Source organism: Spirillospora albida (genome assembly GCF_000718255.1).
GTDB classification, from domain to species: domain Bacteria; phylum Actinomycetota; class Actinomycetes; order Streptosporangiales; family Streptosporangiaceae; genus Spirillospora; species Spirillospora albida.
In genome coordinates this window covers 250,717-276,970 of the sequence record NZ_JOFJ01000001.1, presented here as the reverse complement: position 1 = coordinate 276,970, position 26,254 = coordinate 250,717, and the positions used below count along the sequence as shown (strand labels likewise).

General features: G+C 74.1%; 22 protein-coding genes and 1 riboswitch. Of the genes, 20 read left to right on the top strand and 2 right to left on the bottom strand.

The window, feature by feature from the left end; all coding sequences use genetic code 11:
• Positions 1-47 precede the first annotated feature (47 nt).
• Positions 48-542, bottom strand: coding sequence for a transcriptional regulator BldD (gene bldD / locus IE99_RS0101295; protein ID WP_030145002.1), 495 nt, complete (start codon positions 540-542; stop codon positions 48-50).
• Between the two features lie 419 nt (positions 543-961).
• On the opposite strand from bldD, the gene pyrR reads away from it, so the two are divergent.
• The 13 genes from pyrR (at position 962) to metK (ending at position 15,578) form a co-directional block, all read left to right on the top strand.
• Positions 962-1,534, top strand: coding sequence for a bifunctional pyr operon transcriptional regulator/uracil phosphoribosyltransferase PyrR (gene pyrR, locus IE99_RS0101290; protein ID WP_051711760.1), 573 nt, complete (start codon positions 962-964; stop codon positions 1,532-1,534).
• Entirely contained in the window at positions 1,531-2,472 is a 942-nt protein-coding gene (locus IE99_RS0101285; protein ID WP_030145000.1) for an aspartate carbamoyltransferase catalytic subunit, read from the top strand. Before pyrR ends, IE99_RS0101285 begins: the two co-directional genes overlap by 4 nt.
• The gene (locus IE99_RS0101280) at positions 2,469-3,752 is read left to right on the top strand and encodes a dihydroorotase (RefSeq protein WP_030144999.1); all 1,284 of its coding nucleotides are present in this window, start codon (positions 2,469-2,471) and stop codon (positions 3,750-3,752) included. Before IE99_RS0101285 ends, IE99_RS0101280 begins: the two co-directional genes overlap by 4 nt.
• Complete coding sequence (gene carA / locus IE99_RS0101275; RefSeq protein ID WP_030144998.1) at positions 3,749-4,879, top strand: glutamine-hydrolyzing carbamoyl-phosphate synthase small subunit; 1,131 nt, start codon at positions 3,749-3,751, stop codon at positions 4,877-4,879. The genes IE99_RS0101280 and carA overlap by 4 nt, the downstream gene beginning before the upstream one ends.
• Positions 4,879-8,238 (top strand): carbamoyl-phosphate synthase large subunit, encoded by a 3,360-nt coding sequence (gene carB / locus IE99_RS0101270; RefSeq protein WP_051711758.1) that lies wholly within the window; start codon positions 4,879-4,881, stop codon positions 8,236-8,238. The genes carA and carB overlap by 1 nt, the downstream gene beginning before the upstream one ends.
• 40 nt (positions 8,239-8,278) lie before the next feature.
• Positions 8,279-9,166, top strand: coding sequence for an iron-sulfur cluster-binding protein (locus tag IE99_RS0101265; RefSeq protein ID WP_030144996.1), 888 nt, complete (start codon positions 8,279-8,281; stop codon positions 9,164-9,166).
• On the top strand, positions 9,163-10,146 hold the full coding sequence (locus IE99_RS0101260) for a dihydroorotate dehydrogenase (RefSeq protein WP_037558433.1): 984 nt from the start codon (positions 9,163-9,165) through the stop codon (positions 10,144-10,146). Before IE99_RS0101265 ends, IE99_RS0101260 begins: the two co-directional genes overlap by 4 nt.
• A complete protein-coding gene (gene pyrF / locus IE99_RS0101255; RefSeq protein WP_030144994.1) occupies positions 10,143-10,847 on the top strand; it encodes an orotidine-5'-phosphate decarboxylase in 705 nt (234 codons plus the stop codon). Before IE99_RS0101260 ends, pyrF begins: the two co-directional genes overlap by 4 nt.
• A gap of 801 nt (positions 10,848-11,648) precedes the next feature.
• Positions 11,649-11,975 (top strand): integration host factor, actinobacterial type, encoded by a 327-nt coding sequence (gene mihF / locus IE99_RS0101250; protein WP_030144993.1) that lies wholly within the window; start codon positions 11,649-11,651, stop codon positions 11,973-11,975.
• A 79-nt stretch (positions 11,976-12,054) separates the two neighbouring features.
• Complete coding sequence (gene gmk, locus IE99_RS0101240; protein WP_425423786.1) at positions 12,055-12,669, top strand: guanylate kinase; 615 nt, start codon at positions 12,055-12,057, stop codon at positions 12,667-12,669.
• Positions 12,670-12,693: 24 nt separating this feature from the next.
• Complete coding sequence (gene rpoZ, locus IE99_RS0101235; RefSeq protein ID WP_030144991.1) at positions 12,694-12,948, top strand: DNA-directed RNA polymerase subunit omega; 255 nt, start codon at positions 12,694-12,696, stop codon at positions 12,946-12,948.
• A 53-nt stretch (positions 12,949-13,001) separates the two neighbouring features.
• Entirely contained in the window at positions 13,002-14,216 is a 1,215-nt protein-coding gene (coaBC, locus tag IE99_RS0101230) for a bifunctional phosphopantothenoylcysteine decarboxylase/phosphopantothenate--cysteine ligase CoaBC (RefSeq protein ID WP_030144990.1), read from the top strand.
• A 168-nt stretch (positions 14,217-14,384) separates the two neighbouring features.
• Positions 14,385-15,578, top strand: coding sequence for a methionine adenosyltransferase (metK, locus tag IE99_RS0101225; protein WP_030144989.1), 1,194 nt, complete (start codon positions 14,385-14,387; stop codon positions 15,576-15,578).
• Between the two features lie 71 nt (positions 15,579-15,649).
• Here metK and IE99_RS0101220 read toward each other — a convergent pair whose 3' ends face one another.
• Positions 15,650-17,209 carry an MFS transporter gene (locus IE99_RS0101220; RefSeq protein WP_245623009.1) on the bottom strand — a complete coding sequence of 520 codons (1,560 nt, stop codon included), beginning with the start codon at positions 17,207-17,209 and terminating at the stop codon, positions 15,650-15,652.
• Positions 17,210-17,466: 257 nt separating this feature from the next.
• Here IE99_RS0101220 and IE99_RS0101215 point away from each other — a divergent pair, with 257 nt between their 5' ends.
• Genes IE99_RS0101215 through rpe form a run of 7 tightly spaced genes read left to right on the top strand, consistent with a single transcriptional unit; the run spans position 17,467 to position 25,907 of the window.
• Positions 17,467-19,533 (top strand): primosomal protein N', encoded by a 2,067-nt coding sequence (locus tag IE99_RS0101215; protein ID WP_425423780.1) that lies wholly within the window; start codon positions 17,467-17,469, stop codon positions 19,531-19,533.
• Between the two features lie 16 nt (positions 19,534-19,549).
• A complete protein-coding gene (locus IE99_RS0101210; protein WP_030144986.1) occupies positions 19,550-21,349 on the top strand; it encodes a hypothetical protein in 1,800 nt (599 codons plus the stop codon).
• Between the two features lie 44 nt (positions 21,350-21,393).
• A complete protein-coding gene (gene def / locus IE99_RS0101205; protein ID WP_030144985.1) occupies positions 21,394-21,939 on the top strand; it encodes a peptide deformylase in 546 nt (181 codons plus the stop codon).
• Positions 21,939-22,865, top strand: a complete 927-nt coding sequence (gene fmt, locus IE99_RS0101200) for a methionyl-tRNA formyltransferase (protein ID WP_030144984.1) — start codon at positions 21,939-21,941, stop codon at positions 22,863-22,865. Before def ends, fmt begins: the two co-directional genes overlap by 1 nt.
• On the top strand, positions 22,865-24,268 hold the full coding sequence (locus IE99_RS0101195) for an RsmB/NOP family class I SAM-dependent RNA methyltransferase (RefSeq protein WP_030144983.1): 1,404 nt from the start codon (positions 22,865-22,867) through the stop codon (positions 24,266-24,268). The genes fmt and IE99_RS0101195 overlap by 1 nt, the downstream gene beginning before the upstream one ends.
• A gap of 28 nt (positions 24,269-24,296) precedes the next feature.
• Entirely contained in the window at positions 24,297-25,217 is a 921-nt protein-coding gene (locus tag IE99_RS0101190) for a phosphatase PAP2 family protein (RefSeq protein WP_169744374.1), read from the top strand.
• Positions 25,218-25,229: 12 nt separating this feature from the next.
• On the top strand, positions 25,230-25,907 hold the full coding sequence (gene rpe, locus IE99_RS0101185; RefSeq protein WP_030144981.1) for a ribulose-phosphate 3-epimerase: 678 nt from the start codon (positions 25,230-25,232) through the stop codon (positions 25,905-25,907).
• A 170-nt stretch (positions 25,908-26,077) separates the two neighbouring features.
• Positions 26,078-26,208: riboswitch (FMN riboswitch) on the top strand.
• Positions 26,209-26,254: the final 46 nt, after the last annotated feature.

The window sequence follows — 26,254 nt, the reverse complement described above, 5'->3', positions numbered from 1 at the left end:
GGGGCCTGGCGCGTTCCATGCCAGGCCCCCGGATGCTCGGGGTGTCGTCAGAAGGACTCGACGGCGCGGCGCGCCTCCGGGTCCAGGACGCCCCAGGTGATGAGCTCCTCGGTCAGCTCGGTCGGGGACTTGTCATAGATCACCGCAAGGGAGCGCAGGTCCTCCTGGCGGATGGACAAAACCTTTCCGTTGTAGTCTCCCCGCTGGCTCTGGATCGTCGCGGCGTAGCGCGCGAGGGGACCGGCCTTGTCCTTCGGAAGCTGCTGCAACCGCTCGAGGTCGATCACGAGCTTGGGTGTAGGCCCGAGCGGGCTCGGCGCGGCTCCGCCGGGCAGCAACTCGGAAACCGGCACGCCGTAGAAATCGGCGAGCTCGGCCAGCTTCTGAACGGTGACGGCGCGGTCGCCCCGCTCGTACGAACCCACGACGACGGCCTTCCAGCGGCCTCGTGACTTCTCCTCCACACCGTGCAGGGACAGGCCCTGCTGAGTGCGGATGGCGCGCAGGCGCGCGCCGAGAGCCTTAGCGTATTCAGACGGCATTCTCGGCCCCCCAGGCTCACTTTCGTCGTCGCGATCCCCCGGCGGCGCCGGGGGGAGACGGGATTCCGGGGCCCGCGGGCCTCAGCCTTCCGTCTCCAGGGATGGTTACGGACAGTGACGGTAAAACGGGGAAGGCCCCAGGTCAAGCCGATTGGAAAAAAGCGGTCGAATCCGCAGCCGTCCGGGCGGGCCGTCCGGAACGCGGGAACGCCGCGCGGGCAGGGCGTGTCCGCACCGTCACAGCTCCGGAGCCCGTCCGAATGTGACCCCTCTCACCTGGGAAGACGTGCTAGGGGCCGGTGTGGTGCACGGTGCGCGGACTGCTACCGTGTGGGAGGCAAGGCGTCCTTTAAGACCCGTCCCGTGAGGCGGGAAAGGAGGTTCAGGTGGTGAATGCTGCCTCCCGGCCGGACGAGCCGGTGGAGGTGCGCGTGGCGGACGGTGACCCCCGGCCCAAGGCCGTTCTGGAAGGTCCCGACATCCGGCGCGCGCTGACCCGCATCGCGCACGAGATCCTCGAGCGCACGAAGGGCGGGCACGACGTGCTGCTCCTCGGCATCCAGACGCGCGGGGTGACGCTGGCCGAACGGCTGGCGGGCGCGCTGCGCGAGGTCGAGGGCCGCCCGGTGCCCTGGGGGTCGCTCGACGTGACCATGTACCGCGACGATCTGCGGCTGCGTCCCGCGCGGGCGCTGGGCCGCACCGAGGTGCCGCCCGAGGGGGTCGACGACCGGGTGGTCGTCCTCGTCGACGACGTGCTCTTCTCCGGCCGCACCGTGCGGGCCGCGCTGGACGCGCTGAACGACCTCGGCCGGCCGCGCGCCGTCCAGCTCGCGGTCCTGGTGGACCGCGGGCACCGCGAGCTGCCGATCCGCGCGGACTACGTCGGCAAGAACCTCCCGACGTCGATGCGGGAGAACGTGAAGGTCCTGCTGGCCGAGAACGACGGCCGTGACGCCGTCCTGCTCGGCCCGACGGGGGGTGCGAAGTGAACCGCCATCTGATCTCGGCCGCGGACCTGAGCCGGGACGACGCGCTGCTCGTCCTGGACACCGCGGAGGAGCTCGCGCAGATCGCCGACCGGTCCATCAAGAAGCTGCCGACGCTGCGCGGCCGGACGGTCGTGAACCTGTTCTTCGAGGACTCCACCCGCACGCGGATCTCGTTCGAGGCGGCCGCGAAGCGGCTGAGCGCGGACGTCATCAACTTCTCCGCGAAGGGGTCGAGCGTCTCCAAGGGCGAGAGCCTGAAGGACACGGCGCTGACGCTGGAGGCCATGGGCGCCGACGGGGTCGTGATCCGGCACGGCGCCTCGGGCGCGCCGCACCGGCTGGCCGGCTGGGTGCGGGGCAGCGTCGTGAACGCCGGCGACGGGACGCACGAGCACCCGACGCAGGCGCTGCTGGACGCCTTCACGATGCGGCGGCGGCTCGGCGACCTGGAGGGCCGGAAGGTCACGATCGTCGGCGACGTCCTGCACAGCCGGGTGGCACGATCCAACGTGCTGCTGCTGCACACGCTCGGCGCGGACGTGACGCTCGTCGCCCCGCCGACGCTGGTGCCGGTCGCGGTCGGCACCTGGCCGTGCTCGGTCTCCTACGACCTGGACGCGGTGCTCCCGAAGAGCGACGTGGTGATGATGCTGCGCGTCCAGCAGGAGCGGATGAACGCCGCGTACTTCCCGAGCGTGCGGGAGTACAGCCGCCGGTACGGGCTGGACGGCGACCGCATGGCGCAGCTCCCGGAGCACGCCATCGTCATGCACCCCGGCCCGATGAACCGCGGCGTGGAGATCGCCGCGGAGGTGGCCGACTCCGTCCGGTCCACGATCGTCGAGCAGGTGGCCAACGGCGTCAGCGCGCGCATGGCCGTCCTGTACCTGCTGCTCGGAGGCTCCGAGCCCGCCATCGGCAAGGGAGTGTCCGAATGAGTTACCTGATCAAGGGCGCGCGGGTGCTCGGCGGGGAGGCCGCCGACATCCTGGTACGGGACGAGGGGATCGCCGCGGTCGGCGCCGGCCTGGACGCCGGCGGCGCCGAGGTCGTGGAGGCCGGGGGCCTGATCGCCCTGCCGGGCCTGGTCGACCTGCACACGCACCTGCGCGAGCCCGGACGCGAGGACGCCGAGACCGTCGGGTCCGGCACGAGGTCCGCGGCGATGGGCGGCTTCACGGCCGTGCACGCGATGGCGAACACCGACCCGGTCGCCGACACGGCGGGCGTGGTCGAGCAGGTGTGGCGGCTCGGCCGCGAGGCCGGGTACTGCGATGTGCAGCCGGTCGGCGCGGTGACCCGCGGGATCGCGGGGGAGCAGCTCGCCGAGCTCGGCGCGATGGCCGACTCGGCGGCGCGCGTCCGGGTGTTCTCCGACGACGGGCACTGCGTCTCCGACGCGGTGATCATGCGGCGGGCGCTGGAGTACGTGAAGGCGTTCGACGGCGTCGTCGCGCAGCACGCCCAGGAGCCGCGGCTCACCGAGGGCGCGCAGATGAACGAGGGCGAGATGTCGGCCGCGCTCGGGCTGCGCGGCTGGCCCGCGGTCGCCGAGGAGGCGATCATCGCCCGGGACGTCCTGCTCGCCCAGCACGTGGGGTCGCGGCTGCACGTGTGCCACGTGTCCACCGCCGGGTCCGTGGAGATCATCCGGTGGGCGAAGAGCAAGGGCTGCCCGGTGACCGCCGAGGTCACCCCGCACCACCTGCTGCTCACCGATGACCGCTGCGGCGGCTACGACCCGATCTTCAAGGTCAATCCGCCGCTGCGCACCGGCGACGACGTCGCCGCGCTCCGGCACGCCCTCGCGGACGGGACCATCGACTGCGTCGCCACCGACCACGCCCCGCACCCGGTCGAGGCGAAGGAGACCGAGTGGGCGGAGGCCGCCATGGGCATGATCGGCCTGGAGACCGCGCTGCCGGTCGTCCAGGAGGCCATGGTCGAGACCGGGCTGCTCGACTGGGCCGGGGTCGCCGACCGCATGTCGTACAAGCCCGCCCGCATCGGCCGCCTCTCCGGACAGGGTCGTCCGCTGGAGGCGGGTTCGCCCGCCAACATCACGCTGTACGACCCGTCGGCGCGCCGCGCTGTGGACCCGTCCGCGATGACCTCCAAGAGCCGCAACACCCCCTTCGCGGGGCTGGAGCTGCCGGGCCGGGTCGTCGCGACGTTCCTGCGCGGCCGGCCGACCGTCCTGGAAGGGAAGCTCCAGTGAACCCTGCACCGAATCCCGCGCTGCTCGTCCTGGAAGACGGCAGGGTCTTCCGCGGGGTCGCGTACGGGGCCGAGGGGGAGGCCTTCGGCGAGATGGTCTTCAACACCGGCATGACCGGCTACCAGGAGACCCTCACCGACCCCTCGTACGCCCGCCAGATCGTGGCCATGACGTCCCCGCACATCGGGAACACCGGCGTGAACGGCGAGGACCCCGAGTCCCGCCGGATCCAGGTCGCCGGGTACGTGGTGCGCGAGCCCGCCCGCGTGGCGTCCAACTGGCGCGCCACCGGCTCGCTGGGCTCGGCGCTGCGCGAGCAGGGGATCGTGGGCATCGCGATCCCCGGGACGCGGGCGCTGACCCGCCACCTGCGCGACAAGGGCGCGATGCGCGCCGGCGTCTTCAGCGGCCCGGACGCCGCCGCGCAGGGGGTGGACGCGCTCGTCGAGCGCGTCCGGCGGAGCCCCACGATGGAGGGCGCCGACCTCGCCCGGGACGTGTCCACGGACGAGGCGTACGTGATCCCCGCGCACGGCGAGAAGCGCTACACCGTCGCGGCCGTCGACCTCGGCATCAAGTCCATGACGCCGTACCGGATGGCGGAGCGCGGATGCGAGGTCCACGTCCTGCCGGCCTCCAGCACCGCGCAGGACATCCTCGCCCTGGACCCGGACGGCGTGTTCTTCTCCAACGGCCCCGGCGACCCCGCCGCCGCCGGCTACGCCGTGGACGCGCTGAAGGGCGTCCTCGACGCCGGCAAGCCGTTCTTCGGCATCTGCTTCGGCAACCAGATCTTCGGGCGCGCCCTCGGCCTCGGCACGTACAAGCTGCGGTTCGGGCACCGGGGGATCAACCAGCCCGTCCAGGACAGGTCGACGGGCAAGGTGGACGTCTCGGCGCACAACCACGGGTTCGCCGTGGACGCCCCCACCGACGGCCCCTTCGACACCCCCTACGGGCGCGCGGAGGTCAGCCACGTCAACCTGAACGACGGATGCGTGGAGGGGCTGCGGCTCCTCGACCGGCCCGGGTTCAGCGTCCAGTACCACCCCGAGGCCGCGGCCGGCCCGCACGACGCGTCCGGCCTGTTCGACCGTTTCTGCGAGATGATGGAGGGGTCGAGGTAATGCCGCGCCGCGAAGACCTGAAGTCCGTCCTGGTCATCGGCTCCGGGCCGATCGTCATCGGCCAGGCGTGCGAGTTCGACTACTCCGGCACGCAGGCGTGCCGCGTGCTGCGGGCCGAGGGCCTGCGGGTGACGCTGGTCAACAGCAACCCCGCCACGATCATGACCGACCCGGAGTTCGCCGACGCGACCTACGTCGAGCCGATCACCCCCGAGGTCGTCGAGAAGATCATCGCGAAGGAGCGGCCGGACGCGCTGCTGCCGACGCTCGGCGGCCAGACCGCCCTGAACACCGCGATCGAGCTCTACGAGAGCGGTGTGCTCGCCAAGTACGACGTCGAGCTGATCGGCGCGGACGTGGACGCGATCCAGGCCGGCGAGAACCGCGAGATGTTCAAGGAGATCGTCGCCAAGGTCGCCCGCGAGCAGGGCCTCAACGCCGAGTCGGCGAGGTCGGTCATCTGCCACACGATGGACGAGTGCACGGCGGCGGCGGCCGAGCTCGGCTACCCGGTCGTCGTCCGCCCGTCGTTCACGATGGGCGGCCGCGGGTCAGGCTTCGCGCACGACGAGGCCGACCTGCGCCGCATCGCGGGCGCCGGGCTCGACGCGTCCCCGACCAGCGAGGTGCTCCTGGAGGAGTCGATCCTCGGCTGGAAGGAGTACGAGCTCGAGGTCATGCGCGACCGCGCCGACAACGTCGTGATCGTCTGCTCCATCGAGAACCTCGACCCGATGGGCGTGCACACCGGCGACTCGATCACGGTGGCGCCGGCGATGACGCTGACCGACCGCGAGTACCAGAACATGCGGGACGTCGCGATCGCGGTGATCCGCGAGGTCGGGGTCGACACCGGCGGCTGCAACATCCAGTTCGCGGTGAACCCCGGCACCGGCCGGATGATCGTCATCGAGATGAACCCGCGCGTGTCGCGGTCGTCGGCGCTCGCGTCCAAGGCCACCGGCTTCCCCATCGCGAAGATCGCCGCGAAGCTGGCCATCGGGTACACGCTCGACGAGATCCCGAACGACATCACCGCCGAGACGCCCGCCTCGTTCGAGCCGACGCTCGACTACGTGGTGGTGAAGGTGCCGCGGTTCGCGTTCGAGAAGTTCCCGGGCGCCGACCGGACGCTGACGACGCACATGAAGTCCGTCGGCGAGGCCATGGCCATCGGGCGGTGCTTCACCGAGGCGCTGCAGAAGGCGCTGAGGTCGCTGGAGCAGAAGGGCTCGTCGTTCTCGTGGGCCGGGGAGGTCGACCGGGACGCGATGCTGGAGTCGGCGCGCCTGCCCCACGACGGCCGCCTGCGCGACGTCCAGCGCGCCCTCTGGGCCGGGGCGAGCGTCCAGGAGGTGTACGACGCGACCGGCATCGACCCCTGGTTCCTCGACCAGATCGTCGCCATCAACGAGATCGCCGACGGGATCCGCACCGCCGACGACGCGCTGACCGCCGACAAGCTGCTGCGCGCGAAGCGGCACGGGTTCTCCGACGCGCAGATCGGCGAGCTGCGGGGCCTGTCGGAGGAGGTCGTCCGGGAACTGCGGCACGCCCTCGGCGTCCGCCCCGTGTACCTCACGGTCGACACGTGCGCGGCCGAGTTCGCCGCCCAGACCCCGTACCTGTACTCGTCCTACGACGAGGAGACGGAGGTCCCGCCGGGGACCAGGCCCAAGGTGCTGATCCTCGGCAGCGGCCCCAACCGCATCGGGCAGGGCGTCGAGTTCGACTACTCGTGCGTCCACGCGTCCTTCGCCCTCGCCGAGGCGGGCTACGAGACCGTCATGGTCAACTGCAACCCCGAGACCGTCTCGACGGACTACGACACCTCCGACCGCCTCTACTTCGAGCCCCTCACGCTGGAGGACGTCCTCGAGGTCGTGTACGCCGAGCAGCGGTCGGGCGAGGTCGCGGGCGTCATCGTCCAGCTGGGCGGCCAGACCCCCCTCGGCCTCGCCCAGAAGCTGAAGGACGCCGGGGTGCCGATCGTGGGCACCTCCCCGGAGAGCATCCACCTCGCCGAGGAGCGGGGCGCGTTCGGGCGCGTCCTGCACCGGGCCGGGCTGCTCGCGCCCAAGCACGGCACCGCCACCTCCTACGAGGAGGCCCTGGAGATCGCCGCCGAGATCGGCTACCCCGTCCTCGTCCGCCCGTCCTACGTGCTCGGCGGACGCGGCATGGAGATCGTGTACGACGACGTCACGCTGGAGTCGTACATGGCGCGCGCCACCGAGGCGAGCCCGGAGCACCCCGTCCTGGTCGACCGGTTCCTCGACGAGGCCATCGAGATCGACGTGGACGCCCTCTACGACGGAAAGGACCTGTACCTCGGCGGCGTCATGGAGCACATCGAGGAGGCCGGCATCCACTCCGGCGACTCGGCGTGCGCGCTCCCGCCGATCACGCTGGGGCACGACGACATCCGCCGCATCCGCGAGGCGACCGAGGCGCTCGCCGAGGGCATCGGGGTGCGCGGTCTCATGAACGTCCAGTACGCCCTGTCCGCGGGGGTCCTGTATGTGCTGGAGGCCAACCCGCGCGCGTCCCGGACGGTCCCGTTCGTGTCCAAGGCGACCGCGGTGCAGCTCGCCAAGGCCGCGGCCCGCGTCATGATGGGCGCGAGCATCTCCGAGCTCCGCGCCGAGGGACTGCTGCCCGACCAGGGCGACGGCGGCTCCCTGCCGCTGGACGCGCCGATCGCGGTGAAGGAGGCCGTGCTTCCGTTCGACCGGTTCCGCAACACCCGCGGGCAGGGCGTCGACATCGTGCTCGGCCCCGAGATGCGCTCCACCGGCGAGGTCATGGGCATCGACGAGGTGTTCGGCACGGCGTTCGCGAAGTCGCAGCAGGCCGCCTACGGCTCGCTCCCGGTCAAGGGACGTGCGTTCGTCTCGGTCGCGAACCGCGACAAGCGGCACATGGTGTTCCCGGTCAAGCGCCTCGCCGACCTGGGATTCGAGATCCTCGCCACCGAGGGCACCGCCGAGATCCTGCGCCGCAACGGCGTCCGTGCCAAGATCGTCCGTAAGCACAGCGCGGGCCCCGGACCGGACGGCGAGCCCACGATCGTGCGGCGCGTCCTCGACGGCGAGGTGGACCTCATCGTCAATACTCCCTTCGGAAGCCCCGGCCAGTCGGGGCCCCGGCTCGACGGCTACGAGATCCGCACCGCGGCCGTGCTGCGGGGCGTGCCGTGCGTGACGACCGTGCAGGGACTCGCCGCCGCCGTCCAGGGCATCGAGGCCATCGCGGGAGGCCAGGTCGGCGTCCGCTCCCTCCAGGAGCACGCCGAGCGGCTCCGCGGGGCGCACGGCCGGCTGGGCCTCCAGGCGGCCCCGGAGGACGGGGCGGGCTGACGGAGCGGGCTGCGGCACGCGAGACGAGAAGAGGGAGACGGTGTCCGACACGCCGGTCCAGACGTCGGCGACCGTCCTGACGGTCCGCCAGGTCCAGGACTACCACGCGATGACGCTGGTGGCGCCGGCGATCGCCGAGCGGTTCCGGCCGGGGCAGTTCGTGGCGGCCGCCGTCGGCGGCGCGCACACCGCCCGGCTGGTCCGCCGCTGCTTCGGCGTGCACGAGGTGAAGTCCGACTACGGCGGCACCGTCGAGGTCGTCTTCGCCGACACCGAGCCCGGCACCGGCTGGCTGGCCGGGCTCCGCTCCCGCGACCAGCTCGACCTGGTGGGGCCGCTGGGGCGGCCGTTCCGGCTGCCCCGCGACCCCGTCGGCTGCGTGCTGACCGGCGGCGGCCCCGGCGCCGCCTCGCTGTTCGCGCTCGCCGACACGCTGCTGCGGCGCGGCTGCAAGGTGCACTTCGTGCTGGCCGGGCCGTCCGCCCGGCAGGTGTTCGGCAGCCGCATGGCGCAGCGCGTCGGCGACACCGCCGCGATCGTGACGGAGGACGGGTCGGTGGGGGAGGAGGGCACCCTCGACGACGTCCTGCCGCGCGTCCTGCAGGAGACGGGCGCGGACGTCGTCTACGGGTGCGGGCCCACCGACCTGCTCCGCACCATCACCCAGATCGCCGGGGAGCTCGGGCTGCCGTCCCAGGTGTCGGTGGAGGAGTTCCTCCAGCGGACCGGCGCCTGCGGGACGGGCCTGTGCATGACCTGCATGCTCCCCGTCCACGGCGAGGACGGCGTGACCCGCATGGTGCGCGCCTGCGCGGACGGGCCCGTCCTGCGCGGCGACCGGGTCCGCTGGAGCGATCTCGGCACCATCCCGTTCGACGCCCTGGGCGCCCCGCGCGTCCTGAGCGTCACGGAGGGGGGTTCCCGGTGAGCGACCGGGTCCGGACCGCCCTCGGTCCCCTGGAGCTGCCCAGCCCCGTCCTGACGGCCGCCGGCTGCGGCGGGACGGGCCGCGAGCTCGCCCCGTTCTTCGATCTCGGCCGGCTCGGCGCGTTCACCACCACGTCGGTGACCGCGCAGCCGCGCGCGGGCCGCCCCACGCCCCGCGTCGCGGAGACCCCCAGCGGGCTCCTCACCGCCATGGGCATGCCCGGCCCCGGCATCGAGACGTTCCTCGAGCGCGACCTGCCCTGGCTGGTGGAGCAGGACGTCCGGACGATCGTGTCGCTCGCCGGGCACAGCGTCGAGGAGTTCGCCGAGCTCGCGCACCGGCTGCGCGGCGTGCCCGGCGTCGCCGCGGTCGAGGTCAACGTGGCCTGCCCCAACGTCGCCGACCGGGGCCGCATGTTCGCCCGGCATCCGGCGGCCGCCGCCGCCGCGATCCGCGCCGTCCGGGACGGCACCCGGCCCGGCACGCCGGTGCTCGCCAAGCTCGCCCCCGACGCCACCGACATCGTCACGATCGCGCTCGCCTGCGTGGACGCCGGCGCCGACGGCCTCACCCTGATCAACACGATGGAGGGGATGGCGATCGACACCGGCACCCTCAGGCCCGCCCTCACCGGCGTGTCCGGCGGGCTGTCGGGGCCCGCGCTGCGGCCGGTCGCCGTCCGCTGCGTCTACCAGGTCCACGCCGCGCTTCCGCACACCCCGATCATCGGCACCGGCGGCGTCGCGACGGGCCTGGACGCCCTGGAGCTCATCCTGGCCGGCGCGTCGGCGGTCGCCGTCGGCACCGCCCTGTTCCACGACCCCCTGGCGGTGCCCCGCGTCCTGCGGGAGCTGGAGGAGGCGCTGGCGGCGCGCCGCATCGAGCGGCTCGCCGACGCCGTCGGCCTCGCGCACCGGCCGGCCGGCTTCGTGCCGCCCCAGGTGCGCCCGCACGAGCCCGAGAAGGAGAGGACGCCGTGACCGCCGCCCCCATCGCCGTCGCGCTGGACGCACCGGACCTGGAGACGGCCGCGCGCTGGGCCACCCTGGTCACCCCGCACGTCAGCACCGTGAAGGTCGGCCTGGAGCTGTACCTGCGCTACGGCCCGGACGTGGTCGCGAGCGTCCGGGGCGCGAGCCGCGTCCAGGTCTTCCTGGACCTGAAGCTGCACGACATCCCCGCGACGGTTCGCGGCGCCGCCCGCGCGGTCGCCCGGCTCAAGCCCGCCTACCTGACCGTGCACGCCTCCGGCGGCTCGGCGATGATCCGTGAGGCGGTGGAGGCGGCGCCGTCCACCACGATCGCGGCGGTGACCGTGCTGACCTCCCTGAACGACGCCGACCTCGCTCGGGTCGGGCTGGCCGGGCCCGCGCCGGACGCCGTCCGGCGGCTCGCCGTCATCGCGGTCGAGGCGGGCGCCCAGGCGCTGGTGTGCTCGCCGCAGGAGGCCGCCGCCGTCCGCGCCGAGGTGGGGCCGGACATCACGCTGATCACGCCCGGCGTGCGGCCCGCCGGGGCCGCCACGCAGGACCAGGCCCGCGTCGCCACCCCCGAGGCCGCCCTCGCCGCAGGCGCCGACCTGCTCGTCATCGGGCGCCCGATCACCGGTGCCCCCGACCCGGGCGCCGCGGCGGCCGCGATCGCCGCCGCGCTCCGCCGCACGTCCACCGACGCCTCCTAGCGGTCCCGGCGGGCCCTCACGGGCGCGCTCGGCGACGGTGCGGGCGGAACGCGCGGGGTTCCGGTGCGCCGCCGTGCCGGATTTCATTCCCGGTATGGCGGATGCCGGTGCGAACTGGAGCGCGCCGGAACGCCCTTTGTGGTTTTCCTCGCATTGCGAATAGGCGGGGGCGTCTTCCGCATTGCGGCAGGCGCCGAACCGGACCGGGTTCGGCGGTACCGGAACGGATTCCGGGCGCCGGACGTTCGACGGGAATCGTGCCGGTGTTCGTGTGCGCGTGTTCGTGTGCGGGCGGCGGTTCGCCGCGGGGAGCAGAAGTCGGGGCGGTTCCGGACGGGGTACGTGACGATCTTGGCGGGGGACTGTCGGAGAGGATGGCAGCCCGGGGCCGCCGAGGGTGTCCGGAACCCGTCCGGCGTGATGAGCGTCACGCCGCGGAGGCGGGCCGGGGCCGCCCTGTGCCCGAGATCACAACCGTCCCGGCGGCCTCTCCGGTCTCCGGCGGGATCGCGGGCGGGCGGCGCTCCGGGCCGTGGGACCGCCGGGACGCGTGGGCACAAAGTGCCGCAAAGTGGGTCGCCGCAGGGACTTTTTCACGATCATGTGAAAGTCCTGCAAGGCGCGGGGATGCCCCGCCGCACCGCCCGAGTTGGGTACACTCTGTATTCAGGACACTTCGGGGAGTGATTTTCGTGATTTTGTGGCGGGCCAAACGGCACTTCACGTTGCCTTATGGGGCGTGAACTCGCTAGTTTCCCAACCCGTCCGACTCCGTCGAGTGGAAACCTGAGGTGACCCGGCGTGGCTCTTCCGCCCCTAACCCCCGAACAGCGCGCCGCAGCCCTGGAGAAGGCTGCCAAGGCCCGCAAGGAGCGGGCCGAGGTTAAGAACCGGCTCAAGCACGGGGGAACCTCCCTTGCGGAGGTTCTCAAGGAGGGTCAGTCCGACGACGTCATCGGGAAGATGAAGGTGTCGGCCCTCCTGGAGTCCCTGCCCGGCGTGGGCAAGGTCCGTGCGAAGCAGATCATGGAGCGTCTGGGCATCGCCGAGTCCCGCCGTGTGCGGGGTCTCGGCACGAACCAGCGCGCCTCCCTGGAGAGTGAGTTCGGCGGAAGTGCGAACCGCTGACGCGCGACTCACGGGCGGGCGCGGCGGCGACGCCGCGGCCGGGCAGGGGCCTGCACTCTCGCAGCCCCGGCCCGGCACCATCCCGTCCGGCTCCGGCGCACCCATGACTGCGCCGGACGGCTCCATCCCGCACGGCGCCCTCGCACGGCGGCTGACGGTCCTCTCCGGGCCGTCGGGCGTCGGCAAGAGCACGGTCGTCGCCGAGATCCGGCGCTCACACCCCCGGGTGTGGCTGTCGGTCTCGGTGACCACCCGGGCCCCCCGCCCGGGTGAGACCGACGGCGTGCAGTACTTCTTCGTCGACGACGCCGGTTTCGACCGGCTCGTCGACGAGGGGGAGCTCCTCGAATGGGCGGAGTTCGCCGGCAACCGCTACGGCACGCCCCGCCGCCCCGTCCAGGAACGGCTCGCCCGCGGCGAGCCCGTGCTGCTGGAGATCGACCTGCAGGGCGCCCGCCAGGTGCGCCGGTCGATGCCCGACGCGCAGCTCGTGTTCCTCGCCCCGCCCTCCTGGGAGGAGCTCGTCCGCCGCCTCACCGGCCGCGGCACCGAGCCCCCCGACGTCATCGAGCGCCGCCTCGACGCCGCCCGGATCGAACTGGCCGCCGAGAAGGAGTTCGACGTCACCCTCGTCAACACGTCCGTTCAGGGCGTGTGCGACGAGCTGCTAACCTTGATGGCTGTTCGTCAGTAGCGTTTACGAGTGGAAGGCCACCGAGTGGCGACCAGCAGCGAAGGCATCACCAACCCGTCGATCGACGAGCTCCTGGAGGTCGTCGACACCAAGTACGGCCTCGTGAGCATCGCGGCCAAGCGCGCCCGGCAGATCAACGCCTACTACGCCCAGCTCGGCGAGGGCCTGCTGGAGTACGTCGGCCCCCTCGTCGAGACGCAGGTGCAGGAGAAGCCCCTGTCGATCGCGCTCCGCGAGACCCGCGAGGGCCTCCTCAACGCCGAGCCGATCGAGGGCTGACCGGCCCGGCCCCGGGCGTCCGGGGCCCGGCGCCCGATGGCAGAGTGGGCCCCATGACCTCCCTCAAGCCCCGCGTGGTCCTCGGCGTGGGCGCCGGCATCGCCGCGTACAAGGTGTGCGAGCTGCTGCGGCGGCTCACCGAGTCGGGGCACGACGTCCGCGTCGTCCCCACCGCCGAGGCGCTGCGGTTCGTCGGCGAGCCGACATGGGCCGCGCTGTCCGGCCATCCCGTCTCCAGCGAAGTGTGGGACGGGGTCTGCGAGGTGCCGCACGTCCGCCTCGGCCAGGAGGCCGACCTGGTGTTCGTCGCCCCCGCCACCGCCGACCTGCTCGCCAAGGCGGCGCACGGCCTGGCCGGGGACCTGCTGACCAACACCCTGCTCACCGCCCGATGTCCGGTCGTGTTCGCCCCCGCCATGCACACCGAGATGTGGGAGCACCCGGCGACGCGCGCGAACGTCGCGACGCTCCGCTCGCGCGGCGCGATCGTGGTGGAGCCCGCCTCCGGCCGCCTCACCGGCAGGGACACCGGCCCCGGCCGGCTGCCCGACCCCGCCGAGCTGTTCGAGATCGCCCGCCGGGTCCTCGCGGGCGGCGGCGATGATCTCGCCGGGCGGCACGTCGTCGTCTCGGCCGGCGGCACCCGCGAGGCCATCGACCCGGTCCGGTTCCTCGGAAACCGCTCGTCCGGCCTCCAGGGCTACGCCCTCGCCCGGACGGCCGCGGCCCGCGGCGCCCGCGTGACGCTCGTCGCCGCGAACACCGCGCTGCCCGACCCCGCCGGCGTCACCGTCGTCCGCGTCGGGTCGGCGGTCGAGATGCGGGAGGCCGTGCTGGACGCCTCGGCCGGCGCCGACGCGGTCGTGATGGCCGCGGCCGTCGCCGACTTCCGGCCGTCCGGCTACCGCGCCTCGAAGATCAAGAAGGCCGAGGGGGCGGAGCCGGAGCCGATCCGGCTCGTCAAGAACCCCGACATCCTGGCCGAGCTGGGCACCCTCCGGCGCCCCGGCCAGGTGATCGTCGGGTTCGCCGCCGAGACCGACGACGTCCTCGCCAACGGACGCGCCAAGCTCGCGCGGAAGGGATGCGACCTTCTCGTCGTTAACCAGGTGGGAGAGAACCTCACCTTCGGCAGTCCCGACAACGAGGCCGTGGTCCTCGGCGCCGACGGCACGTCCACGGACGTCCCGCACGGCACCAAGGAGGCGCTCGCGGGCGTCGTGTGGGATCTCGTGAACGCCCGTCTGAAGCCGGACGCGACCGCCTGACATCCCGCGGGAGGTCGGTCCGGTCGCGCCGGGTGTACCGCCGTCCGGCCCCGGTCCGGCTAGACTTCCGGCCTAGCCCTCGGGAAACCGGCGGGGGGCGGCCCCTGCCAGACCGAATACATCCGCCCTGCGACGTCAGTCAGCAGCCGCTGCAAGGAGTTCACGTACGTGTCTCGCCGCCTGTTCACCTCCGAGTCCGTCACCGAAGGACACCCGGACAAGATCGCGGACCAGATCAGTGACGCGATCCTCGACGCGATGCTCAAGGACGACCCGAAGAGCCGGGTCGCCGTCGAGACCATGATCACGACGGGTCAGGTGCACGTGGCCGGTGAGGTCACCACCGAGACCTACGTGGACATCCCCGCCCTGATCCGGGAGAAGATCCTCGAGATCGGCTACGACTCGTCCAAGAAGGGCTTCGACGGGCACTCCTGCGGCGTGTCGGTGTCCATCGGCGCCCAGTCGCCCGACATCGCGCAGGGCGTCGACGACGCCTACGAGACCCGCGAGGGCGAGGGGCGCGACGACCTCGACCGCCAGGGCGCCGGCGACCAGGGCCTCATGTTCGGCTACGCCAGCAACGAGACCGCCGACCTCATGCCGCTGCCGATCACCATCGCGCACAGGCTCGCGCACCGCCTGTCCGCGGTCCGCAAGGGCGGCGTGGTGCCCTACCTGCGCCCCGACGGCAAGACCCAGGTCACGATCGAGTACGACGGCGACCGCGCCGTCCGCCTCGACACCGTCGTCCTGTCCAGCCAGCACGCGCCCGACATCGACCTGCGCGAGCTGCTCACCCCGGACATCAAGGAGCACGTCGTCGACCCGGTGCTCGCCGAGTTCGACCTCGACACCGACGGCTACCGCCTCCTGGTGAACCCGACCGGCCGCTTCGAGATCGGCGGCCCGATGGGCGACGCCGGCCTCACCGGCCGCAAGATCATTGTGGACACCTACGGCGGCATGGCCCGGCACGGCGGCGGCGCCTTCTCCGGCAAGGACCCGTCCAAGGTCGACCGGTCCGCCGCGTACGCGATGCGCTGGGTCGCCAAGAACATCGTGGCCGCCGAGCTCGCCGACCGCGCCGAGGTCCAGGTCGCGTACGCGATCGGCAAGGCCAAGCCCGTCGGCGTGTTCGTCGAGACGTTCGGCACCGAGAAGCTGCCCGTCGCCAAGATCCAGGAGGCGGTCCTGGAGGTCTTCGACCTGCGCCCCGCCGCGATCGTCCGCGACCTCGACCTGCTCCGCCCGATCTACCAGCAGACGGCCGCCTACGGCCACTTCGGCCGTCCCGAGCCCGACTTCTCCTGGGAGTCCACCGACCGCGCCAAGGCCCTGGCGAAGGCCGCCGGTCTGTAGTCATCGCAACGGCATGAGGGGCGGGCGCCCGGCGCCCGCCCCTCATGCCGTCGCGCGCGCCGTTCGCGGGTTCAGGGCTGAGGGCACCGATCCCCGCGGGACAGGGCGTAGCGGGCCTCGACGGTGTAGCGGCCCGGACGCCGGGTGTGCAGCCGGACGAACTCGCCGTCCCGGGACAGGCAGGCCCCGGCGTCCGGGCCCGTGACGGTCAGCCAGGGCGACCAGGCCACGCGGGCCAGGGCCGAGCCCGGACGCCGCATGTCGACGACCAGCTTCGCCGACTCGAAGCGGTGGACCGCGCCCGGGTCGTCCACGACCGGGACCTGGCCGGCGACGCGGAAGACGCGCCAGTGGTCGTCCCGCCAGACCTCCGTCAGGTACGGCAGGCCCTTCGCGACCAGGGCGGCCTCCTCCTGCGCCGCCCAGTCGGGCTCCTGCTCGGGCAGGACGACGTAGTGGACGGCCCAGCGGCGCAGCCATTCGCGGTAGGACGCGGCGGTGAGCGCGCCCTCCTCGTAGAACAGGGGATTGCGCTCGGCGTCCACCTGGCGGTTCCAGCCGCGCGCCAGGATGAAGTCGCGGCTGAGGCCGGACGACTCCCAGTGGGACCGCAGCGGGACGACCTCGATCCGCGCCCGGTCGGCCTCCAGCGCGTCCAGCTTCTCGATGAGCGCGCGGCCGTGCCGGGCGGCCGCCTGCGCCGGCTCGGTGTGGATCACGTCGTCGACGGGCTTCACCACCTGCCAGGACGCCGTGACGATGAACGCGAGCGACAGCACGGCGATCCGGGCGGCCCCCTGCGCCCGCGCCACGGCGGTCAGCAGGAACATCCCGCCGAACAGCAGGGCGAGCCGCTCGACGTTGCTGCCCACCGGGGACGGGATCAGCCACGTCAGCGCGATGCCGAGCAGGTACACCGCGGCTCCGGTCCGGATCAGCCGCCACTCCCTCGGCGCGCACAGCGCCATCGCGATCACGCTGGTGACGGCGGGCAGCACGATCGTGGTGAAGGAGATGGGCTGGACGCCGGTGAAGGGGAACAGCAGGCTCGTCGTCCCGGACACGACCGGCAGGGGCAGTGCGAGCGCGATCCCGTCGGCGCGGCGGCCGGTGAGGAGCAGCGCGGCGGCCAGGACCAGGAGGAACAGGCCCGCGACGGGGCTGGCGAGGGTGGCGGCGAGGCCGAGCGCGATCATGCCGGCGATCCGCCGCGCCGGGGTGCCGCGCCCGCCGAACGCGACGACGGCCGCGGCGAGCGCGAACACCAGGCCCAGCCCGAACGTCACCCGTCCTGACGCGGTGTTGCAGACGAGCGCGAACGCGGCCCACAGGGCCGCCGGGAGCGCCATGCGCGCCTTGAAGCGCATCAGCAGGTGCGCGGTGAGGGCCGCGGACAGCGTGCCCGTGATGACGGCGACCGTGCGGATGCCGCACAGCGCCATCAGGTAGGGCGACACGACGCTGTAGGAGGCCGGGTGCATTCCCCCGTACCAGGCGAAGTTGTACGCGGCGCCGGGGTTCTCCCAGACGAAGTCGGTCCACGCGGCCTGGGCGGCGAGGTCGCCGCCCTCCGTCGCCAGGTACAGCGCCCAGACGAGGTGCATGGCGGCGGACGCCAGGGACGCCGCCACGACGGGATGCCGGAGGCGCGGCCTGCGCCGCCACGCGGGGCGGGCCGGCGCGGGGGGACGGCTCGGAGATCCCTGCGGGGCCGGGGCGTCCGTCCGTTCGGGGGATTGCGCTGTGGTCACTTGGCCTGCAGGGGGCTCGTCGGGCGTCGCGGGCGCGGCGGCATCGGGAGCGTGCCGGCCGGACGCGCGCCCGGGATGGGACGGGCCTCAGCCTAGCGCGGCGCGGGGGCGTCGGACGGATCTGGTAGGACAAGCACGTGGTCAAGGACGCCGGGGGAGCCGAATCCATTCCAGGGCTGGACGATCTGCCCCCGCCCGCCGCCACGCGCCCCGCGGCCGGGAGGAGACCGCCCCGCAAGGGGGCGAAGAGCCCGGCGGAGGATCTTCCGGTCGCGCGGATCGCGGTCGACGTGCCGCTCCCGCATCTGGACCGCCCGTTCGACTACCTGGTGCCCGCCGACCTGGACGCGCGGGCGGTGCCGGGCTGCCGCGTCCGGGTCCGGTTCGCGGGCCAGCTCGTGGACGGATTCCTCCTGGAGCGCGTCACCGAGACCGGCCACGACGGGCGCCTGCTGTTCCTCGAGCGGGTCACCTCGCCCGAACCGGTCCTGGCCCCCGGGATCGCCGCCCTGGTGCGGGAGGTCGCCGACCGCTACGCGGGTACCTTCGCGGACGTCGTCCGCCTGGCCGTCCCGCCCCGCCACGCCCGGGTCGAGGCCGAGCCCCGGAAACCGGCGCCGGAGCCTCAGCAGGCCCCCGGGCGGGGGGCCGGGGAGTGGGGGCGGTACCCGGCGGGGGCATCGTTCCTCGGGGCGCTGGAGGCCGGGCGGGCACCTCGCGCGGTGTGGACGGCCCTGCCCGGCCCCGGCTGGATGGAGGCCGTCGCCCGAGCCGTGGCCGTCACCCTGGACGCCGGGCGGGGAGCGCTCGTCGTGGTCGCCGACGGGCGCGACGTCGCGCGGCTCGACGCCGTCCTCACGGCGGAGCTGGGGGAGGGGCGGCACGTCGCGCTGACGGCGGAGCCGGGGCCGGCCGAGCGGTACCGGCGGTGGCTGGCCGTCCGGCGCGGATCCGCGCGGGCGGTGGTCGGCACCCGGGCGGCGATGTTCGCGCCGGTCGCCGATCTCGGGCTCGTCGTGCTCTGGGACGACGGCGACGACGTCCACGCCGAGCCCCACGCCCCCTATCCGCACGCCCGGGAGGTGCTCGCGCTGCGCGCGCACCGGTCGGGGGCCGCCGCGCTGATCGGCGGGTTCACCCGGACGACGGAGGCGACCCGGCTCGTCGAGACGGGCTGGGCGCACGCCCTCGGCGGCGGCCGGCCGCGCGTCCGGGAGGCGATGCCGCACGTCCGGTACGTGGGGGAGGACGGGCAGCTCGCCCGGGACGCCGCCGCCCGCACCGCCCGGCTGCCGAACGTGGCGTTCGAGGCGGCGCGGGGCGCGCTGGCCGACGGCCCGGTGCTCGTGCAGGTGCCGCGCCGCGGGTACGTGCCTGGGCTGGCGTGCGGCCGGTGCCGCGCGCCGGCGCGCTGCGCCGAGTGCCAGGGGCCGCTCACGCTGCCGTCGTCGCACGCGGCGCCGCACTGCCGCTGGTGCGGGCGCGTCGCGGGCGGCTGGTCCTGCGCGGAGTGCGGGTTCCTCCAGGTGCGGGCGGTGGTGGTGGGCGCGAAGCGGACCGCCGAGGAGCTCGGCCGGGCCTTCCCCGGCGTCCCGGTGCGCACGTCGGGCCGCGACGCGGTCCTCGACCGGGTCGGCGGCGAGCGCGCCCTGGTGGTGTGCACGCCCGGCGCGGAGCCGCCCGCAGACGGCGGGTACGCGGCGGCGCTGCTGCTGGACGGCTGGGTCCTGCTCGGCCGCCCCGACCTGCGCGCGGGGGAGGAGACGCTGCGGCGCTGGATGAACGCGGCGGCGCTCGTCCGCCCCGGGGGGCCGGTGGTCGTGTCGGCGGAGGGGTCGCTGCCGGCCGTCCAGGCCCTCGTCCGGTGGGACCCGGTCACGTACGCAGAGCGGGAGCTGGCGGAGAGGCGGGAGGTGGGGTTCCCCCCGGCGGCCCGCATGGCGTCCCTCACCGCCTCCCCGGCCGCCATCCGCGAGCTGCTGGCGGACGCCCGGCTGCCGCCCGGCGCGGAGGTCCTCGGGCCCGTCCCGGTGCCCGCTCCGCCCGGCGGGGACGGGCCGGAACGAGAGCGCGCCCTCGTCCGGGTCCCGTCCGGCGAGGCGCTCGCCCTCGCGCGCGCGCTCAAGGAGGCGCAGGGCGTGCGCAGCGCGCGCAAGGCGGCGGAGACCGTTCGTGTTCAGATCGACCCCCTGGAGCTCATCTAAGCCATAGGCTCCCCGTGTGGACGAGAACTGGGTGGAGAGCCTCTGCACCGACCTGCGGATCCGTTCGGACGAGCGCGGCGAGGCGGTCGACGCGGCCGGCGCGGCGCTGCTGCTCGAACTGGCCCGGGACGAGCTGGGCGTCACCGGTCCGGAGGGCCTGGCGCCGGACGTCCTGCGCGAGCTGCTGCTGGAGGTCTTCCCCGAAACGGTGATCGCCGCGGCCGACGAGGTGCCCGCCGTCCTCGCGACCGTCCGCGCGGTCGTCGCGCACCTGGGCGGCACCGGCGGCGTGCCCGCGTCCCGCGCGGCGGAGCTGGCGGCCGAGGTCGACCGGATCGCGCCCGAGTTCACCAAGGTCGTCGAGGAGGCCGACCGCGCCGAGCGGCGGCTCGCCGCCGAGGTGATCGGCGGGATGATGGCCGACGACGGCGTCCCGCTCGGCGACGAGGAGGCCGTCGCCCGCTGGGTGGGCGAGTTCGAGGCGCTGCCCGAGGAGGAGCGGTTCGCCCTCACCGAGGAGTACCTGGCGCGGATGGAGCGGCGCGCGGTGCCGCCCGTCCGGGTGGCGCCGGAGGCGGAGGTCGCGGCGGCGGCGCGCCGGTCGCCGCTGACCGGACGGCTCCGGGCGCTGGTCGACTGGGCGGGAGAGCGGGCGCTCGGCGAGTACGACTACCCCGTCGACGCCGAGACGGCGGAGGGCGCGCGCGCCCTGGGGCTGGACGTGTCGCGCCGGTCCGGCGAGACGCGGGACGACACCGCGTTCGAGCGGCTGTGGTGGGCGGCGGTCGAATCGAAGATCCTCTCCGTCGGGGAGGGGCGGGCCGGGCCGGGGCCGGCGCTGGAGGCGTTCCGCTCCGCCGACGACGGGGCGTTCCTTGCGGTCTGGCTGGAGGCGTTCGACTCCCTCGTCGTGCCCGACCACGATCCCGACCTCGGGCTGGACGGGATGGAGCTCGTCCAGAACGAGCTGACCGGCGTCCTCATCCAGCTGTACGAGCAGGAGGAGCCGACCCCGCCGGACGCCCTCGCGCAGGCGCTCCTGGACCACGTCGCGGAGGTCTACGACGTGTCCGACCAGGCGACGGTGGCGCGGACCGTCGCGGACGCGTTCGCCCTCGAGCTGGAGACGCTCGAGGAGTGGGGCATCGTCGAGCCCGCCGGGGACGGCGGCCGCGCGCTCACCCCCCTCGGCGTGTGGGCGGTGCGGGAGCTGCTCCGCGCGGACGGGTTCGCCGCCCCGGCCGTCGGGGAGCTGGCCTCCGCGTCCGCCGCCGAGCTGGTCATGGGGCTCACGCTGCACCGGCCGGACACCGCCGACGAGGAGATCGACGGCTGGCTGGCGGGCCGCGACGCCAAGGACGCCGCCGCCGACGTCCTCGACGTCATGCGCACGGCCGGGCCGGGCGCCCGCGGCCTCGCCGCCGCCGTGCTGAACCGGATCGGCCCGGAGGCGGCCCCCGTGGTGCGGGCCGCGAGCGAGCACACGCTGGTCTCGCCGTACGCGGCGCTGTGGCTGCGGGCCGCCGGCGACCCGTCCGGCCGCGACCTGAGCCGCGACGAGTACCTGTGGGTGTTCGTCGACACGGTCGCCGCGATGCTGGAGACGGCGGAGCCCGCCGAGGCGGTCGCGGCCGCGATCGCCGACGCCCCTTCCGGTGCCGACATGCGCGGCATGGTCGGTGAGCTGTGGCGCACCGACCACGACGACGTGGTCGGCGTCCTGGAGGCGCTGGGCGGGCACCATCCGGACAGGGCGACGGCCAAGGCGGCCCGGACGGCCGCGTACAAGGCGCGGTCCGCGTCCGGGCGTCCCTAGACTGGGGAGCACAAGCACCCCGCCCGCAGGAACGGAGCCCTTCGTTGGCCGTCAAGCCCATCCGCCTCTTCGGCGACCCCGTGCTGCGCACGCCGGCGGAGCCGGTGAAGGATTTCGACAAGGAGCTGCGCAGGCTCGTCAAGGACCTCACCGACACGATGATCGACGCGCCGGGCGCCGGGCTGGCCGCGCCCCAGCTCGGCGTCGGACTGCGGGTGTTCGCCTACTACGTCGACGACCGGCTCGGGCACCTGGTGAACCCCACCCTGGACCTGACGGACGAGCAGGAGACCGACGACGAGGGCTGCCTGTCCCTGCCGGGCCTGGCGTTCCCGACGCCGCGCTCGGTCGGCGTCGTGGCCAAGGGCTTCAACATGCACGGCGAGCCCGTCACGCTGGAGGGCACGCACCTGCTGGCGCGCTGCGTCCAGCACGAGACCGACCACCTGGACGGGATCATCTTCATCGACCGGATGGACGCGGACCAGCGCAAGGCCGCGATGAAGGCGATCCGCGAGGCCGAGTGGTTCGGCGAGCCCGCACCGGTCGTCAAGGAGTCCCCGCACCGCACGCTCGGGAAGGCCCTGTAGTGCGGCTGGTGTTCGCCGGGACGCCGGAGACGGCCCTGCCGTCCCTGGACGCCCTGCTGGCGTCCGGGCACGAGGTCGTCGCGGTCGTGACCCGCCCGGACGCGCCCGCCGGGCGCGGCCGGCGCCTGGTGGCGTCGCCGGTCGCCGAGCGCGCGGCGGCGGCGGGCGTCGAGGTGCTCAAGCCCGCCAAGGCCCGTGATCCGGAGTTCCTCGCGCGGCTGGCGGAGATCGCGCCGGACTGCTGCCCCGTCGTCGCGTACGGCGCGCTGCTGCCGCCGGCGGCCCTCGGCATCCCCCGGCACGGGTGGGTGAACCTCCATTTCTCGCTGCTGCCCGCGTGGCGCGGCGCCGCCCCGGTGCAGCGCGCCATCCTGCACGGGGACGACGTGACGGGCGCCGCCACGTTCCAGATCGAGGAGGGCCTCGACACCGGGCCGGTGTACGGCGTCCTCACCGAGCCCATCCGCCCGGACGACACGTCCGGCGACCTCCTGGGCCGGCTCGCCGTCGCGGGCGCGACGCTGCTGCTCGACACCATGAACGGCATCGAGGCCGGTGTCCTGGAGCCGCGTCCCCAGCCGGACGAGGGCGTCTCCCACGCCGCCAAGCTCACCCCGGAGGACGCGCGCGTCTCCTGGTCGGCCCCCGCCCACCACGTCGACCGGCTGGTCCGGGCGTGCACGCCCGCGCCGGGCGCGTGGACGACCTTCCGCGACACGCGCGTGAAGCTCGGGCCGGTGCGTCCGGCGGCGGGAGCGGAGCGGCCGGCGCCGGGCGAGATCCGTCCCGGCAGGAAAGAGGTCAGGGTCGGCACCGCCACGCACCCGGTCGTCCTCGGCGAGGTGCAGCCGCAGGGAAGGCGCCGAATGTCGGCCGCCGACTGGATCCGTGGCATCGATCTCTCCGAAAAGGACATGTTCCACTGATGCCACCCGCCCGGAACCACCATGATCGGAACCGCAGACCCGGGGGACCCCGGAGAACGGGGCGTCCTCAGGACCTCGTCCGGCGCACCGCGTTCGACGTGATCCGCGCCGTCGAGACCCGCGACGCCTACGCGAACCTCCTGCTGCCGGCGCGGCTGCGCGACCGCGGCCTCACCGGACGCGACGCCGCCCTCGCCACCGAGCTCACCTACGGCACGCTGCGGGGGCGCGGCCTCTACGACGCCGTCCTGGCGCTGTGCAGCGACCGCGAGCTGCGCCGCATCGACGGGCCGCTGCTGGACGTCCTGCGCCTCGGCGCCCACCAGGTCCTCGCGACACGCATCCCGCCGCACGCCGCCGTGGGCACGGCCGTGGAGCTCGCGCACTCCGTGTCCGGGCCGGGGCAGGCGAAGTTCGCCAACGCCGTCCTGCGCAAGGTCGCGGGGCGGAGCCTGGACGCCTGGCTCGGCATCGTCGCCCCGGCGGACGCCGACCCGGTGACGCGCCTGTCGGTCGCGCACAGCCACCCGAAGTGGATCGTGTCCGCCCTGCGGGACGCGGTCGGCCCGGACGAGATCGCCGATCTCCTCGCCGCCGACAACGAGCGCCCGCGCGTGACGCTGGTGGCTCGCCCCGGCCGCGCCACGCTGGAGGAGCTGTACGCCGCCGGCGCGGATCCCGCGCCCTACTCGCCTTACGCGGCGGTCCTGCCGGAGGGTGATCCGGCGGCGATCGCGGCCGTCCGCGAGGGACGCGCCGCCGTGCAGGACGAGGCGAGCCAGATGGTCGCCCTCGCCCTGGCCGCCGCCCCGCTCGACGGACGCGACGCCCGCTGGGCGGATCTCTGCGCCGGACCCGGAGGCAAGGCCGGGCTGCTGTCCGCGCTCGCCACCGAGAGGGGCGCGCGGCTCCTCGCGTCCGATGTCCAGCCCCACCGGGCGGGCCTCGTGCTCCGCACCGTCGACGACCGCGCCGGAGTGATCACCGCCGACGGCACGGTCCCCGCGTGGCGGCCCGGCTCGTTCGACCGCGTCATGGTCGACGCCCCCTGCACCGGGCTGGGGGCGCTCCGCCGCCGCCCGGAGGCCCGCTGGCGCCGCGGCCCGGAGTCGGTCGCGGAGCTGGGGCCGCTGCAGAGGCGGCTGCTGGCGTCCGCGCTGGAGTCCGTCCGCCCCGGCGGGGTCGTCGCGTACGTGACGTGCTCCCCGCACATGGCGGAGACCCGGGTGGTCGTGGACGACGTCCTGCGGGACCGCAAGGCCGAGCCCCTGGACGCCCCGTCCGTCCTCGGGTCCGCGGCGCACGGGCTCACCGGCCTGGGCGACGGCCCCTACGCGCAGTTCTGGCCGCACCGCCACGGAACCGACGCGATGTTCCTGGCCCTGCTCCGGCGCACGGACTGACGCTGTGCTGACGGGCTTCATGCATCTGATGTCCGCCATCGGCAGCGCCGCGTTCTACCTGCCGTTGATCGCCGTCCTGTACTGGTGCGTCGACCCGCGCCTGGCCGCCCGCCTGACGGTGATCCTGTCGCTGAGCTCGGTCGTGAACACCGTCCTGAAGCTGGTGTTCCACGACCCCCGCCCGTACTGGACGGACCCGTCCGTCAAGGGTCACGAGCCGATCGAGTCGTTCGGTATGCCGTCCGGCCACGCCCAGAACGCCGTGGCCGTCTGGGGCTTCCTCGCCACGCGGGCCCGCCGCGCCCTGTGGCCGGCCCCGCTCCTGGTGATCGTCCTGATCGGCGTCTCCCGCGTCCAGCTGGGGGTGCACTCGGCCGGGCAGGTCATGGTGGGCTGGGCGATCGGCGCCGGGCTGCTGGCGGCCGCGCTGGTGCTGGAACCGAAGGTCGTGCCCTGGTGGGCGGCCCGGCCCCTGCCGCTCCAGATCGCGATGGCCCTCGCCGTCTCCCTGGTTCCGCTCGGCGTCGCCTGGGTCGCCGTCCACTCCCTCCAGGACTGGACGTGGCCGCAGGCCTGGGCGGACGCCATCGTCCGCGCGGGCGGCGACACCCGGCCGATCGACCTCGAGCAGGCCGCGGCGGCGACCGGCGGGCTCTTCGGCCTGGTCTCCGGCGTGTGCCTGCTGGCGTCCCGCGGCTGGTTCGACCCGGGCGGGACGCGGGGGCGGCGCCTGGCCCGGCTGCCGGTCGGCGCGGCCGGGGCGGCCGTCCTCGCCCTCCCCGACCTGTTCATCGGCGGCCACCCATTCGCGATCTTCGTGGTGCAGGCGTCGCTCGGCCTCTGGTCGACCTTCGGCGCGCCCGAGGCGTTCGTCCGCCTCGGCCTGGCGGAACGCGCCCCCCGCCCTGCCGCCCGGGCGGGTGAGGGCCGGACGGCGGGGCGGCAATAGACTCGGGGCATCATGGCTCCGCAGATCTCACCCAGCATCCTGTCCGCCGACTTCGCCCGCCTGGCCGAGGACGTCGCGCTCATCTCCGACTCCGCCGACTGGGTCCATGTCGACGTCATGGACAACCACTTCGTGCCCAACCTGACCCTCGGGCTCCCCATCGTCGAGGCGCTGCTGAAGCACAGCGCCCTGCCCCTCGACTGCCACCTCATGATCGAGGACCCGGACCGCTGGGCCCCGCAGTACGCGGAGGCGGGCGCGGGCAGCGTCACCATCCACGCCGAGGCCGCGAAGGCCCCCATCCGCACGCTCCGCACCATCCGCGCCGCCGGTGCCCGCGCGGGCCTCGGGATCAACCCGGCGACCCCCGTCGAACCCTACGAGGACCTCCTCGGCGAGATCGACATGCTCCTGCTGATGACGGTCGAGCCCGGGTTCGGCGGCCAGAGGTTCCTGGACGTCGTCCTGCCGAAGGTCCGCCGCGCCCGCGAGCTGATCAAGGGCCGCGACCTGCCCGTCTGGCTCCAGGTGGACGGCGGCGTCAGCGCGGAGACGATCGAGCGCTGCGCCGAGGCGGGCGCGGACGTGTTCGTCGCGGGCAGCGCCGTCTACGGCGCCGAGGACCCGGACGAGGCCGTGCGGAGGCTGAAGGCCCAGGCCGTGGACGCCACGGCCGCGGCGTCCTGGTGATCCCCGCCTGACGTGCCGCGTCCGAGCGGGGCGACGTCAGCCGAACAGGGGGCCGAGACCCGCCGTCCACCCTCGGCCCAAGGTCGTCGAACCTCCGTCATCCGGCCGACGGTGGTCTTCGTCACAGCAACGGGGAACAGAACGCATGGCACACTGGTTGCCAGCAGTGAACGCGTGCTCCGGGGTCGGTGCAATTCCGAACCGGCGGTGACAGTCCGCGACCCGGCCGAAGCCATCGGCCGGTTGACCCGGTGGAACTCCGGGACCGACGGTGAAAGTCCGGATGGGAGGCAGCGCGCAACCTCGCCCCTGTGAAGGGGCGTGCCGTCGTTTCATGCACGATCCCC

Coding starts and splice junctions, on each gene's coding strand:
- bldD (WP_030145002.1), bottom strand. CDS start 542: ATGCCGTCTGAATACGCTAAGGCTCTCGGCGCGCGCCTGCGCGCCATC.
- IE99_RS0101280 (WP_030144999.1), top strand. CDS start 2,469: ATGAGTTACCTGATCAAGGGCGCGCGGGTGCTCGGCGGGGAGGCCGCC.
- carB (WP_051711758.1), top strand. CDS start 4,879: ATGCCGCGCCGCGAAGACCTGAAGTCCGTCCTGGTCATCGGCTCCGGG.
- coaBC (WP_030144990.1), top strand. CDS start 13,002: ATGACCTCCCTCAAGCCCCGCGTGGTCCTCGGCGTGGGCGCCGGCATC.
- IE99_RS0101195 (WP_030144983.1), top strand. CDS start 22,865: ATGCCACCCGCCCGGAACCACCATGATCGGAACCGCAGACCCGGGGGA.
- IE99_RS0101190 (WP_169744374.1), top strand. CDS start 24,297: ATGTCCGCCATCGGCAGCGCCGCGTTCTACCTGCCGTTGATCGCCGTC.
- rpe (WP_030144981.1), top strand. CDS start 25,230: ATGGCTCCGCAGATCTCACCCAGCATCCTGTCCGCCGACTTCGCCCGC.